Source organism: Actinoplanes sp. CA-252034, assembly GCF_050956125.1.
Classification (GTDB): domain Bacteria; phylum Actinomycetota; class Actinomycetes; order Mycobacteriales; family Micromonosporaceae; genus Actinoplanes.
On record NZ_CP191846.1, the window covers coordinates 8,918,803 to 8,932,279 of the forward strand.

The window sequence follows — 13,477 nt, forward strand, 5'->3', positions numbered from 1 at the left end:
GTGGGGTTTACTCGTACCTCATGAGCATCATCTCCCGGGGTTTCGGCGGGCGGCGGCGAGAGCCGTCGCCCGCTCTGCCGCCCGGTCAGTACCTTGCGCACGACTTCCCGGTCCTGTCCGCCGGCCCCACGCCGCGGATCCCACAGGACCGGTGGAAGTTCACGATCGTCACCGAGACCGGTGAGAAGCACACGTGGGACTGGGCGCAGTTCACCGCCCTGCCGGCCGAGGAGATCACGGTCGACATCCACTGCGTCACCAAGTGGTCCAAGCTCGGCACCTCGTGGAAGGGCGTCTCCCTCGACACGCTCTTCGAGGACGTGGAGACCGCCGGCGACTACGTGATGGCGCACAGCCACGGCGGTTACACCACGAACGTCCCCTTCGAGGACGTCCTCGACGGCAAGGCCTGGATCGCGTACGAGTACGACGGCGAGCCCCTGCACCCGGAGCACGGTGGACCGGCCCGGCTGCTCATCCCCCACCTGTACTTCTGGAAGTCGGCGAAGTGGGTGGACGGGCTCCGGATGATGCACGAGGACGAGCCCGGGTTCTGGGAGGACGCCGGCTACCACATGTATGGGGACCCGTGGCGCGAGCAGCGGTATCACGGCGACTGACCTGGCGGGTGGCCACGGTCCGGTCGGCGACCTGGGAGACGGCCTCGGCCCGGACCCTCGCGCTCGACATTCCGGACTGGCCGGGTCACCTGCCGGGTCAGCACATCGACATCCGCCTGACCGCCGAGGACGGCTATCAGGCCCAGCGCAGCTACTCGATCGCCTCGGCCGGGCCGGGCGTGGTCGAGATCAGTGTGCAGCGGCTCGAGGACGGCGAGGTGTCGCCGTACCTCACCGACGTCGTCGAGGCCGGTGACCGGATCGAGCTTCGCGGGCCGATCGGCGGCTGGTTCGTGTGGCGTTCCGAGTCGACGGCTCCGGTGACCCTGGTGGCGGGCGGCTCCGGGATAGTGCCGCTGATGGCGATGATCCGGGCCCGCGGTCTGGCGGCGGGCCGCCAGCCGTTCCGGTTGATCTATTCGGTACGGGCTCCGGGCGACGTGATCTATGCGGAGGAGCTACGCCGTCGCGCGGTCTCCGACCCGGGTCTCGACGTGCGGTTCGTCTACACGCGCGAAGTCCCGGACGGCTGGCCCGCTCCCCCGAAGCGGATCGACGTCGCCACGCTCAACACCCACGGCTGGCCACCGGACTTCGAGCCGGACTGTTTCGTCTGCGGTCCGACCGGCTTCGTCGAGACGGCCGCCGACATCCTGGTCGCCCTCGGCCACGACCCGAAACGCATCCGCACCGAGCGTTTCGGCGGCTGAGCCCGGTGTGGTCGCCACACCGGGCCCGGTCAGGTCAGTTCGAGCAGGAGCGCCTGTTCCGGGGTCAGCAGCGGGGCGGGCAGGCCCACCTCGGCCAGGACCCGGCCGGGGAGCGTCATCGCGCCGGCGGCCATCCACGGGGGTGGGGCGTCCTGCACGGTCCGGGGTGGGACGCCGATCGGCCGGACCGTGTAGGAGCGATCCGGGTCGAGGCCGGGGAAACGGATCGGCGGCGGCAGGGCTGCGGCCGGCGTGCCGAGCGTGACCAGGGCGAACACGGCGTGGCTGCGATCCTGGGCGATCACCCCGTGAAGCAGGTGCGCCGGGTCGGGACTGTCGGCGCGGACCACCCGGCCGGAGTGCAGCAGCGGGCGCAGGCGCTTGTGCTCGGCGATCCACGCGGCGATGTCGGCCTTCTCGGCGGGCGACGCGGCGGTCAGGTTCCACTCGATGCCGGCACTGCCGAACAGGGCGGTGGCCAGCCGGAACCCGAGGGCCGAGGTGCGCCCGGTGACGTGGGCCGTGCCCGCTCCCAGGTGACCACCGAGGTACTCGGGCGGGATCAGCACACCGGTCCACCGCTGGATCGACTGCCGGTCGAGCGGGTCGTTGGTGTCGGAGGTCCAGAACCGGTCGACGAGCGGCAGGATGCCCAGGTCGATGCGGGCCCCGCCGGAGGCGCAGCTCTCGATCTCCACGTGCGGGAAGCCTTCCTCGAGTGCCGCGAGCAGCCGGTAGAGGGCACGGGTCTGCCGGTGCGCGACGCCGGGGGTGAGCAGGTCGCGGTTGTGGTCCCACTTGAGGAACGCGATCGGGTACTCGGTGAGCAGGGCGGTCAGGCGTTCCAGCAGGTGGTCGTAAGCCTTGGTCAGGTCGAGGGCCCGCTGCCAGCGCCAGGTGGGCCCGCTGTCCAGGATCCAGTCGGGGTGCTCGCGGGCCAGGCGGGAGTCGGGGCTGATCATCTCCGGCTCGACCCAGAGGCCGAACTCCATCCCCCGTGAGTGGACGCGGGAGATCAGCGGGTGCAGGCCGTCGGGCCATACGGTGTCGTCGACGAACCAGTCGCCGAGGGCGCGCCTGTCGTCGCGGCGGCCGGTGAACCAGCCGTCGTCCAGGACGAACCGCTCCACCCCGACCTCGGCGGCGTCGTCGGCCAGCTGACCGAGAACGGTCAGGTCGTGGTTGAAGTAGACGGCTTCCCAGGTGTTCAGGACGACCGGGCGGGGCCTGCTCAGCCGCGAGCTCGCCCGGATCCACGGGTGCAGGCGGTCGGAGAGGCCGTCGAGACCGGTGTCGGAGAAGACCGCGACCAGCCACGGCGTCTCGTAGGACTCGCCGGGCGCGAGGCGGATCTCGCCGGGGGCGAGCAGCTCGCCGGCGCCGAGGACGCCGTAGCCGAGGGCGGAGCGTTCGGCCCAGATCCGCTTGTCGCCGCTCCAGGCCAGGTGGACGGCCCACACCCGGCCCCCGCGGAACCCGAAGCCGGGCTCGCCGGCGATCATCAGGAACGCGTCGTCGTGGCCCGGCCGGCCGTGGCGGCTCTCCCGGCTCCAGACGCCGTGCCGGAGCGGTGCACGCTGCGGGCTGCGCTCGTGCGACCAGAGGCCGGTGAAGTCGAGCAGCTCGGAAGCCTCGGCCGGGATCGGGAGCAGGACGTCGAGGCCGGGCAGGGTGAGCTCGTCGTGGCCACGGTTGGTGAAACGGTGCCGCACGCGCAGGACGCCCTGCGGTGTCAACTCCAGCTCCGTGACCACCTCTTGCGTGGCATCGGGGCCGGTGGAGCGTACCGCAATGGTGTGATCTTGAAGGTGAGCCTCGACGGTCCGGAAACCGTGACCGATCTCGATCGCCGGACGCCCGCTCCATCCCTCGGCCAGGGTCGGCAACAGCGACAACCGCAGGGGTACGTCGATCGAGCTCGGTGGCACCGCGGGCCCGAAAGCGTCCTCGGGGTACGTGAACTCCCCAGGTCAGCGCCCCAGTGGGCGACGAAAGCGGTGCCGCGGGTGTCGAGCACGAGGCTGACACCCGCGGCGCGCAGGTGGAACACGGTCACTCGGCGACCGGGATGGACTGGGCCTTCAGGTCCGCGACGGTCTTGGTCTGGGTGGTCTTGAGCACGTCGAGCAGGGTGCCGGTGCCGGAGACGACGCCCTTGAAGCCGTCCGAGGCGGTGGCGTAGGTGCTGGTCATCGTCGGTCCCCAGACGAAGTCGGGCGCGACCTGGGTGGAGGCCGTCGCGAAGACATCGTAGATCTTCTGGCCGCCGTAGAACTCGACTCCCTCGGACAGCGCCGGGAGCTTCGCGCCGGCCTTGGTCGCCGGGTAGAGCTGCGCCTCCTTGTTGAGCGCCGTCAGCGCCTCCTCCGAGGTGTTCAGCCAGAGGGCGAACTTCGCGGCCTCGTACGGGTGCTTCGAGCCCTTGAAGACCGCGGTCGACGAGCCGCCCCAGTTACCCGCGACGGTGCCGCCGGCGGTCCACTGCGGCATCGGGGCGACCGCCCACTTGCCGGAGGTGTCCGGCGCGCCCGACTTGATGGAGTTGGCGCCCCACACCGCGGAGACCCAGGTCCAGGCCTGGCCGGTGTTGTAGGCGTTGTCCCACTCGGTGGTCCACGGCGGAACGGCCGAGACGAGCTTCTTGCTGATCAGGTCCTGCCAGTAGTTCGCGACCTTGGTGGTGCCCTCGTCCTGCAGGTTCACCGTCCACTTGGTGCCGTCGTTGGCGAACCAGCGGCCACCCGCCTGCCAGGACAGACCGGCGAACTGGCTGATGTCGCTCTGCGAGAAGTTGGTGATGTAGCCGCCGGCCGCCTTGACCTTCTCGGCCGCCGCCGCGTACTCCTCCCAGGTCGTGGGGACCGGGATGTTGTTCTTCTCGAACAGGTCCTTGCGGTAGAACAGGCCCATGGGGCCGGTATCCTGCGGGATGCCGTAGACCGCGTTCTGCTCACCGAAGGAGACCTGGCCCCAGGTCCAGTCGACGAACTGGTCCTTGGCCGCGGTCACCTCGGCGCAGTCGGCCAGGTTGGTCAGGCCGTCCTGGACGCGGAAGCTGGGCAGCGCGTCGTACTCGATGTGGCCCAGGTCGGGGGCGTTGCCGGCCTTGAGCTGGTTGAAGAAGTTGGCGTAGGTGCCGCCGTTGCCGTTCGGGCCGGTCTGGACCTTGACCTGGATGTTCGGGTTCTTGTCGTTCCAGAGCTTCACCACGTTGTCGATCCCGGGGATCCAGGTGGTGTAGGTCAGGGTGACCGGGCCGGACGACGGGGCGCAGGCTGCCGCTCCGGTCGTGGTCTCCTCGGAGTCGCCGCCGGAGGAACAGGCGCCGAGTGCAAGGGCGGAAACCAACACGAGGCCGAGTGCTGCTCGCATGATGATCCTTTTCTTTTGGGAGGGATTACTTGATGGCGCCGGAGCCGAGGCCGTTGCGCCAGAAGCGCTGCAGAAGCAGGAAGGCGATCACCAGTGGGACGATCGAGACGAGAGCGCCGGTGAGCACGAGCATCCGCAGCTCGGGGATCTGGTTCACCTGGGTGTTCCAGGAGTAGAGACCGAGCGTGACCGGGAAGAGCCTCTCCTCGCCGAGCATGATCAGCGGGAGCAGGAAGTTGTTCCAGACGGCCACGAAGTGGAACAGGAAGATCGTCACCAGGGCCGGGAACATCAGCTTGGTGGAGACCGTGAAGAAGGTGCGGATCTCGCCCGAGCCGTCCAGGCGGGCGGCTTCGAGGAGCTCGTCCGGGACACTCGCGGTGGCGTAGATCCGGGCCAGGTAGACACCGAACGGGTTCACCAGGCTGGGCAGGAAGACCGACCAGAAGGTGTTCGTCGCCTCGAACTGGCTGAAGATCAGGAACAACGGTAGGGCGAGGGCGGTGGCCGGCACAAGTACCCCGGACAGGACGATGTTGAAGATCGCCTCCCGGCCGGGGAAACGGTACTTGGCCAGGGCGTATCCGCACATGGCGGCCAGCAGGGTGCCGAGCAGCGCGGCGCCGCCGGTGTAGACGACACTGTTCAGCATCCAGCGCAGGAAGACGCCGTCGCGGTAGGCGAGCAGCTCCCTCAGGTTGTCGATCAGCGAGAAGTCGGCGAACCAGAGCGGGGCGGTCGAGGTGAACTGGCTCCGGCTCTTGGAGGCGGCCACCAGCAGCCACCAGATCGGCACCAGGAAGTAGAGGGTCGCGGCGCCCATGACGAGCATGGGTGCGAGCCGGTTGACGTTTTTCACTTGTCGCCTCCCCGCTGGGTCACCTTCAGGAAAGCGAAGGACAGGACGCACGTGGCCAGGGCCAGGACCACCGAGAAGGCCGCCGCCAGGTTGAAGTTCGGGATGGCCGAGGTGGAGTAGACCGTCAGGTTCGGGGTGTACGTGCTGGTCACCGCGGAGCTGAAGCTGCGGAACACGGCCGGCTCGGCGAGCAACTGCAACGTGCCGATGATCGAGAAGACGGTGGTCAGCACGATCGCCGGCATCACCAGCGGGATCTTGATGGACCAGGCGGTACGGATCGCCCCGGCGCCGTCGATCTTCGCCGCCTCGTAGACCTCCTGCGGGATGGCCAGCAGCGAGGAGTAGATGATCAGCATGTTGTAGCCGACGTACACCCAGGTCACGACGTTCGCCATGGACCAGAGCACGAAGTCGGCGGAGAGCAGGTCGATGCTGCCGGTGACCGCGGTGAACGGGGACAGGTTCGGCGAGTAGAGGAAGCCCCACATGATCGCGGCGACGACACCGGGCACGGCGTACGGCACGAAGAACGCCAGCCGGAAGAAGCGCCGCCCCTTGACCAGGCCGGAGTCGAGCAGCAGGGCGAAGATCAGGGCCAGGCCCAGCATCACCGGCACCTGCACGATGCCGAACAGCAGCACCCGCCCGATCGAGTCCCAGAACGGGCCGTCGGAGAGGACCCGCTGGTACTGGTCGAACCCGCCGAACACCTCGGTGGCCTTGCCGAACGTGCCCTGCCGCTCGATCTTGTAGAGCGACTGCTTGATCGCGTACAGGATGGGCGCCAGGTAGAACGCCGCGAACAGCAGCGCGAACGGGAGGATGAAGAAGGTCAGCGCCTTCCACTTGCCTCTCATGGGTTCTCCTCCCGGACGACCGCCACGCCGCCGCCGCGGACTGTCAGCACGCCGTCCACCGTTTCTCCGGTGACCAGGTCCGTGCCGCGGGCGGGGTGGTCGACGGCTTCCGTGCCGTGGTTGATGACGAAGAGGTAGCTGCGGTCGGCTGCGCGGCGACGCACGACCTCAGTGTCCGATTTATCCGACGTGGCGCCCGTTGCTTCGCGGAGAACATTTGACATGTCCGTCTTTGTAGCGATGTACCAAGCGGTTCCGGCACCGTGCTCGTTCCGGGTGATCGCCGGAATCCCGGCCATCGGCCCGTCCTCGTACGTCGCGATCACCGACGCCGTCGTGGTGCGCAACCGCTCGGTCCAGAGCGCCCCGGTGCCGCCGTTGCTCAGCGCGACCTCGGCGCCGGGCAGCAGCGGGGCGAACTCCTCAGCCAGCACACCGAGCACGTCCCGGAACGCGCCCGGGTAGCCGCCGAGCCGGATCCGGTCCCGCTCGTCGACGATCCCACTGAAGTAGGTGACCACCAGCCGGCCGCCGGCGGACACGTAATCGGCGATCGCCTGCGCGTCGGTGTCACTGACCATGTAGAGGCCCGGCACCACGACGACCCGGTAGCGGCTCAGGTCGGCGCCCGGAGGGACCACGTCGGTGGTCACGCCCAGCGCCCGGAGCGCCCCGTGGGCCGAGTGCACCTGGTCGAGGTAGGTGACCGCCTGCGACGGCCGGGCCTCCCCCTCGGCCGACCACCACGACTCCCAGCTGAAGAGCAGCGCGACGTCGGCCTCGACCTCGGTGCCGGCCACCTCGCCGATCCGGTCCAGCGTCGCCGACAGCTCGAGCACCTCACGCCACGCGACCGTGTCGGTGCCGGCGTGCGGCAGCATCGCCGAGTGGAACTTCTCGGCGCCCTGGGCCGAGGCCCGCCACTGGAAGAAGCAGAGCGAGTCGGCGCCGCGGGCCACGTGCGTCAGCGAGTTGCGGATCATCTCGCCGGGCGCCTTGGTGAGGTTGTGCGGCTGCCAGTTGACCGCGCCGGCCGCCTGCTCCATCAGCATCCACGGGCGCCCACCGGCCAGGCCACGGGTCAGGTCGGCGGCGAAGGACAGCTCCGCCACCGGGTCGCCGAGGCGGTGGTCCAGGTAGTGGTCGTTGGCGATCACGTCCATCTCCGGCGCCCAGGACCAGTAGTCCAGGTTGCGGATGTGGGCGGTGACCATGAAGTTCGTGGTGACCGGGACGGTGGAGTGCTTGCGCAGGATCGCCGCCTCGGCCCGGTAGTAGCCGAGCAGCTCGTCGGAGCTGAACCGCTGGAAGTCGACCATCTGGGCCGGATTGCGCAGCGACAACGCGAGACGGGGCGGCTGGATCTCCGGCCAGTCCGAGTAACGCTGACTCCAGAAGGAGGTGCCCCACGCCTCGTTCAGCGTCTCGATCTTGCGGTAGCGGGAGCGCAGCCACGTACGGAACGCCTCGGCGCTGGTCTCGCAGTAGCACAGGGCGTTGTGGCAGCCCAGCTCGTTGGAGACGTGCCAGAGCGCCAGGGCCGGGTGGTTGCCGTACCGGCGGGCGACCCGTCCGACCAGGTCCAGCGCGCGGTCCCGGAAGACCGGCGAGCTGGGGCACCAGGCCTGGCGGCCACCGGGGAAGCGGGTGGTGCCGTCCACGGCCACCGGCAGCGTCTCCGGGTAGCGGCTGCTCAGCCACGGGGGCGGAGACGAGGTGCCGGTGCCGAGGTTGATCTTGATGCCGTGCGCGTGCAGCAGCCCGACGACCTCGTCGAGATCGTCGAACCGGTACTCGCCCGGGCTCGGCTCGAGGTTGGACCAGCCGAAGATGTTGACGGCGACCAGGTCGACCCCGGCCCGCCGCATCAACGCGGCGTCCTCGCGCCAGACGTCCGGCGACCACTGTTCGGGGTTGTAGTCGCAGCCCAGGCTCACGCCCGGGACCGGCATACGCACGCTTTTCATAGAACTCCTGGTCAAGGAATGTGTGCACGTGCACACATTTCCGTGAGCCTAAAGGGCGGTTACGGATGTGTGAACGTGCACACAGTAGGACTGGCCTGCGACGAGGTCAAGAGCCCGGCGGTTACTGTTGACCTCATGTCCCGGCCTCAGCCTCAGAAGCGCGCCACGGTGCACGACATCGCGGCCGCGGCCGGCATGTCCCGGGGCACCGTGAGCCGCGTGCTGAACGGGGGATACGTCTCCGCCGAGGCACGGGCCGCCATCGAGACGGCGATGAGCGACCTCGGCTATGTGCCGAACAATGCGGCCCGCGCTCTGAAGATGCGCAGGTCGCAGGCGGTCGCCTTCGTCGCGCTGGAGCCGCACTCGCTCTTCCTCGACGACCCCAACATCGGCTCCATCATGCTGGGCGCCAACGCCGCGCTGTCGCTCGCCGACCACCAGATGGTCAGCCTGGTCGTCGAGTCGGCCCGCGACACCGAGCGGGTCGCCCGCTACCTGAGCGGCGGTTTCGTCGACGGCGCCATCGTCGTCTCGGCCCGGACGAAGGATCCGATCATCCGGGTGATCAGCGACCTGGCACTGCCGGCCGCGTTCGTCGGTCACCCGCCCGACCTCGATCAGACCATCCCCTTCGTCGGGATAGACAACGTCGGGTCGGCCCGCGCCATCACCGATCACCTGGTCACCAGCGGCCGCCGCCGGATCGGCATGATCGCCGCCGCCCTCGACCGCGACTCCGGCATCGACCGCCTGGCCGGCTTCCGCGCCGCCCTCGGCCCCCTCTTCGACGAGGAGCTGGTCGCCGACGTGCCGCACTACGACTACGGCTCGGGCGTCAAGGGCATGCGTGACCTGCTCGAGCGCGATCCGACCCTGGACGGCGTCTTCGCCGCCTCCGACGCCATCGCGGCCGGCGCACTGGAGACGCTCCGCGAGGCCGGCCGCAGCGTTCCCGGTGATGTCGGCGTCGTCGGCTTCGACGACAGCACGTGGGCGGTCCGCTGCCAGCCGCAGCTCACCACGGTCCACCAGCCGGCCAAGGAGATCGGCTCGTGCGCGGCCCAGCTGATCCTGCGCCAGCTGCGCGGCGAGCACCCCGACCCCGGCGGGCAACTTCTGCCCACCCCCCTGATCATCCGCGACTCGGCCTGACCCGGCCGGGTGCTGCCGGTCAGCCGCGCAGGCCGCGGAAGCGCCGGGTCAGCGACGGCGCCGGAGGCGGCGGGACCCGACGATGGACGGCCGGGGCCTCGGAGCGGCCGATCGGGCGATCGTAATCGGCGGTGGCGATGACCTCGACAGCCTGATCGTCGGTGAAGTCCTCGGAGCCGGGGATCGAGTCGACGAAGCCGACCAGCACACCGTCGCGCATCACCTGCGCCTTGAGGGCGGCGCTGCCGTCGTCGCCCCAGAGCGCCTCGCGGCCGTCGGGCAGCACGACACGGACGGCATAACCGGACCGCCCGGCGCTCGGCAGTTTCAGATGGGCGAACACGTTGCGCGCCCGCAGTGTCTCGACCAGTCGGCGGGCCCGGCTCTCCTGCATGATCCGACGCTAGCTCGCCTGTCTGGAAGCATGCTGAAGATCCGCTTGATGCGTCCGACCGGTTCCGGACAGGGCGGCGCAATGGCGTACACGAAACATGACCTTGCGTGATAGCCCCAGGTCACATCGATGCATGTTACTACTTCTTAACAGGAATTTCACCGGATTCCTTTTCTCGCCCACCCGGCCTACTGTGCGGTAACCGAAGCGCTTCGGTCCCCGGATCCCCACGTGGAGCATCGGAGGCCATCGATGAGAATCGCCAGTGTTCTCGTCACTTCGTCCGTCCTGAGCCTCGTCCTCGCCGCACCCGCCCAGGCGGCGAGCAGCATCGACTACATCGCCCTCGGCGACTCGTACTCCTCCGGCGTCGGCGCGTCCGGCCAGTCCGGCACCTGCCTGCGCAGCAACAACAGCTACGCCCCGAAATGGGCCGCGGCCAACAGTCCCGCGTCCTTCCAGTTCCTCGCCTGCAGCGGCGCCACCACCGACGACGTCCGCGGCAGCCAGATACCGGCGATGAAGGCCGGGGCCGACCTGGTCAGCATCACCATCGGCGGCAACGACGCCGGGTTCGCACCGACCATCGTCACCTGCCTGACCTCGAGCGACTCGGCCTGCGCCAAAAAAGTCGAGCAGGGCAGGGCGTACGTCGCGAACACGCTCCCCGGCAAACTGGACGCCACCTACGCCGCCATCCGGGCGAAGGCCCCCGACGCCCGGGTGGTGGTCCTCGGGTACCCGCTGATCTTCGACACCTCCTCGCCGCTGTGCGAGATGAGCACCGCCAAGCGCCGGTCGATCAACGACGGCGCCCGGGTGCTCAACGAGATGGTCAAGCAGCGGGCCGAGGCGGCCGGGTTCGTCTGGTCCGACGTCCGTGACGAGTTCACCGGCCATGGGGTCTGCTCGTCCCGGACGTGGATCAACGGACTCACCATCATCCCGCCGCAGAACTCCTACCACCCGAACGGCACCGGCTACACCAGCGGATACCTTCCCGCCCTGACCGGCTCGGCAGCCTGATCCACGACCCGGTCCGATCCCGCCGCCACCACCCCGGCGGCGGGCCCGGGCCGGGTCGCCCTGAACCGGGCGCTCCCACCCGGGCCGTCGGCCCGGGCCGGGTCGGCGGCTCGAAGCAACCCAGTGGCACCGTGGGCGGACCGGTGCCGGCCGCCCAGGTCCGCCACCGTAGTCGTCATGGCCCGCCTGAACACGCTGCTCTTCCTCGTCGTCGTCGCGCTCGCCGTGGTGGCCCTGATCGACTGCCTGCTCACCGAGCGGTCACGTGTGCAGGCGTTCCCGCGTGGGGCCTGGACCGTGCTGATCCTGCTGTGCCCCATCTTCGGGCCGGTCGCCTGGTTCCGGGCGGGTCGCGGCGCACCGGCCGCCGACGTCGCCCGGATCCCGGCGGGCCCCGACGACGACCCGGAGTTCCTCCGCCGGCTCGCCGAGTCACTGCGCGACCGATGACCCGGACCGCCCGGTCGTCGCCTCGCCGCCGAGGCTCCCGTCTCAGCGCTGCGGCGCCGGCGGCTGCGGACCGCAGAGCGACCTGATCGCCCCCAGCAGCGTCGACCGGGTGAACGGCTTCTCCAGCAGCATGCTGTTGTCGTCGAGGTGCAGCTGCGGGCCGAGCGACGCCGCCGTGTACCCGGACATGTAGAGCACCGGCAGGTCCGGCTGATGGGTGCGCAGTGCCCCGGCCAGCTCCGGGCCCGTCATCGTCGGCATCACCACGTCGGTGATCAGCAGATCGGGACGGGCGCCCGACGCGACCTGGGTGACGGCCATCAGTGCGTCGGTGGCGACCGCGATCTCGTACCCGGCCGGCTCGATCAGCCGCCGGACCAGCTGCGCCACGTCCGGCTGGTCCTCGACGATCAGCACCCGGCCGATCACCGCGGTCTTCTGCTGCCGCTCCCCCGACGTGCCGGGCCTCTGCTCGGCCGCCGGCAGATAGATGTGTACGGTCGTGCCGATCCGTGGCTGCGACTCCAGTTCGATGTGCCCGCCCAGGTTGTGCACGATCCCGGCGGTCGTCGCCAGGCCCAGGCCGGCCGCCGTCGGACGGGTGGTGAAGAACGGCTCCAGCGCCCGCTTGCGTACCTCGTCGGCCATGCCGGTGCCGGTGTCGGTGACCACCAGATGCACCAGCCTGCCGGTCGGCGCGCCCTCGGCCAGCTGACCCGGCTCCACGGTCTCGTTGGTGGCGGTCACCCGGACCATGCCGCCGTGCAGCATCGCGTCCCGGGCGTTCGCCGCCAGATTGACCAGAGCCTGCTCGAGCGGGCCGCGCTCGGCTTTCACCGGCCACACGTCCGGGCCGAACGCCAGATCCAGGCCGATCCGTTCACCCAGGGTCCGGCTGAACAGCGCCTGCACGTCGGTGAGCAGGTCCGGGATCGGGATCACCTCGGGCCGGTGCCCCTCGCTACGGCCGAACGCCAGCAGCTGGTGGGTGAGGGTACGCCCGGCGCCGACCGCGTCCAGGATGTCCTTCGCGAGCTGGTGGTGCGGCGACTCCTCGTCGGCGGTGCCGAGGATCATGTCCGCCGACCCGGCCACCACGGTCATCAGGTTGTTGAAGTCGTGCGACAGGCCGCCGATCAGATGGCCCAGGCTGTCCAGCCGGCGCAGGTGGTCGAGCTGCCGCTTCAGCCCGCGCGCGTCGATGTGGTCGGTGGTGTCGGTGATCATGCAGAGCACGCCGGCGAACTCGTGGCTCTCGTCCTGGACCGGCATCATGCTGACCCGTACGCTCCGGCGTGACCCGTCGGCGCGCATCAGCCGGGTCGCCCCGACCGTCGACCGGCCGGTCCGGCACTCGTTGATGCGCCGGTCCAGCTCCTTCTGGCCCACGTTGTCGAGGAAGCCGCGCAGCGACACCCCGATCAGCTCGGCTCTCGGCATGCCGAGGACCACACCGATCGGCTCGTTCGCGTAGGTGGCGACCCCGTGCGGGTCCAGTTGCAGCACGCCCTCCGGGATCGTCTCCAGCACCCGGCGGTACCGTTCCTCGGCGTTGCGCAGCCGCTCCAGGGCACGGGACGAGCCCAGCGCCAGCGACAGCTCCCCGGCGATGTCCCGGGCCAGCTCCACCTCCTGGGTGGAGTAGAGGGCGTCCGGCGTGTGCCGGGTCAGGATCAGATAGCCGGCGTACGTGTTGTCGACGATCACCGGGCACAACACTGCCGCGCTCACGCCCAGCTCGGGAGCGGCCAGAGCGGACGCCGAGTCACCGGCCAGCACGACCGGGCGACGGCTCGCCGCCAGGGTGGTCGAGAACTCGTCGTCCGGGGTCTGGCCGACCCGAGACAGGTCCCGGGCCAGCGGAGCCGAACGTTCGTTGTCGAGATGGTGGTAGGAGATCTCCTCGTAGTGCCCGTCTTCACGGAGCAGTTGCACGCCCGCGCCGTCACCGACCATGTCGGCGGCGGCCCGGGCGGCCGTCGACCGCAGATCGGCTGGATCCGAAGCCGCTCGGCTGAGTGCGAGGGCGAGGTCGGCCAGCGCGTACCGGAGGGGGGAAGCCAT

12 protein-coding genes are annotated in these 13,477 nt (G+C 69.8%); 5 read left to right on the forward strand and 7 right to left on the reverse strand.

Annotated elements, in window-relative coordinates; genetic code table 11:
- Nucleotides 1–20 precede the first annotated feature (20 nt).
- Both ACQPZW_RS40400 and ACQPZW_RS40405 read left to right on the forward strand, forming a co-directional pair.
- Complete coding sequence (locus ACQPZW_RS40400; protein WP_433791320.1) at nt 21–620, forward strand: sulfite oxidase-like oxidoreductase; 600 nt, start codon at nt 21–23, stop codon at nt 618–620.
- Between the two features lie 8 nt (nt 621–628).
- Entirely contained in the window at nt 629–1,330 is a 702-nt protein-coding gene (locus ACQPZW_RS40405) for a ferredoxin reductase (protein ID WP_433791321.1), read from the forward strand.
- 29 nt (nt 1,331–1,359) lie between these two features.
- On the opposite strand, the gene ACQPZW_RS40410 is transcribed toward ACQPZW_RS40405, so the two are convergent.
- From ACQPZW_RS40410 to ACQPZW_RS40430, 5 genes are all read right to left on the reverse strand, one after another.
- Nucleotides 1,360–3,258 (reverse strand): alpha-galactosidase, encoded by a 1,899-nt coding sequence (locus ACQPZW_RS40410; RefSeq protein ID WP_433791322.1) that lies wholly within the window; start codon nt 3,256–3,258, stop codon nt 1,360–1,362.
- Between the two features lie 124 nt (nt 3,259–3,382).
- Nucleotides 3,383–4,702, reverse strand: coding sequence for an ABC transporter substrate-binding protein (locus tag ACQPZW_RS40415; protein ID WP_433791323.1), 1,320 nt, complete (start codon nt 4,700–4,702; stop codon nt 3,383–3,385).
- Between the two features lie 25 nt (nt 4,703–4,727).
- Entirely contained in the window at nt 4,728–5,534 is an 807-nt protein-coding gene (locus ACQPZW_RS40420; protein WP_433797758.1) for a carbohydrate ABC transporter permease, read from the reverse strand.
- 23 nt (nt 5,535–5,557) lie between these two features.
- Nucleotides 5,558–6,421 carry a carbohydrate ABC transporter permease gene (locus ACQPZW_RS40425; RefSeq protein ID WP_433791324.1) on the reverse strand — a complete coding sequence of 288 codons (864 nt, stop codon included), beginning with the start codon at nt 6,419–6,421 and terminating at the stop codon, nt 5,558–5,560.
- Nucleotides 6,418–8,388 carry a beta-galactosidase gene (locus ACQPZW_RS40430; protein ID WP_433791325.1) on the reverse strand — a complete coding sequence of 657 codons (1,971 nt, stop codon included), beginning with the start codon at nt 8,386–8,388 and terminating at the stop codon, nt 6,418–6,420. Before ACQPZW_RS40430 ends, ACQPZW_RS40425 begins: the two co-directional genes overlap by 4 nt.
- A gap of 135 nt (nt 8,389–8,523) precedes the next feature.
- Here ACQPZW_RS40430 and ACQPZW_RS40435 point away from each other — a divergent pair, with 135 nt between their 5' ends.
- The gene (locus tag ACQPZW_RS40435) at nt 8,524–9,543 is read left to right on the forward strand and encodes a LacI family DNA-binding transcriptional regulator (RefSeq protein WP_433791326.1); all 1,020 of its coding nucleotides are present in this window, start codon (nt 8,524–8,526) and stop codon (nt 9,541–9,543) included.
- A 19-nt stretch (nt 9,544–9,562) separates the two neighbouring features.
- Here ACQPZW_RS40435 and ACQPZW_RS40440 read toward each other — a convergent pair whose 3' ends face one another.
- Nucleotides 9,563–9,937: a hypothetical protein gene (locus ACQPZW_RS40440; protein WP_433791327.1), complete on the reverse strand. Its 375-nt coding sequence runs from the start codon at nt 9,935–9,937 to the stop codon at nt 9,563–9,565.
- 252 nt (nt 9,938–10,189) lie between these two features.
- Here ACQPZW_RS40440 and ACQPZW_RS40445 point away from each other — a divergent pair, with 252 nt between their 5' ends.
- Entirely contained in the window at nt 10,190–10,963 is a 774-nt protein-coding gene (locus ACQPZW_RS40445) for an SGNH/GDSL hydrolase family protein (RefSeq protein ID WP_433791328.1), read from the forward strand.
- Between the two features lie 177 nt (nt 10,964–11,140).
- A complete protein-coding gene (locus ACQPZW_RS40450; RefSeq protein WP_433791329.1) occupies nt 11,141–11,413 on the forward strand; it encodes a PLD nuclease N-terminal domain-containing protein in 273 nt (90 codons plus the stop codon).
- Between the two features lie 42 nt (nt 11,414–11,455).
- On the opposite strand, the gene ACQPZW_RS40455 is transcribed toward ACQPZW_RS40450, so the two are convergent.
- Nucleotides 11,456–13,477 carry a hybrid sensor histidine kinase/response regulator gene (locus tag ACQPZW_RS40455; protein WP_433791330.1) on the reverse strand — a complete coding sequence of 674 codons (2,022 nt, stop codon included), beginning with the start codon at nt 13,475–13,477 and terminating at the stop codon, nt 11,456–11,458.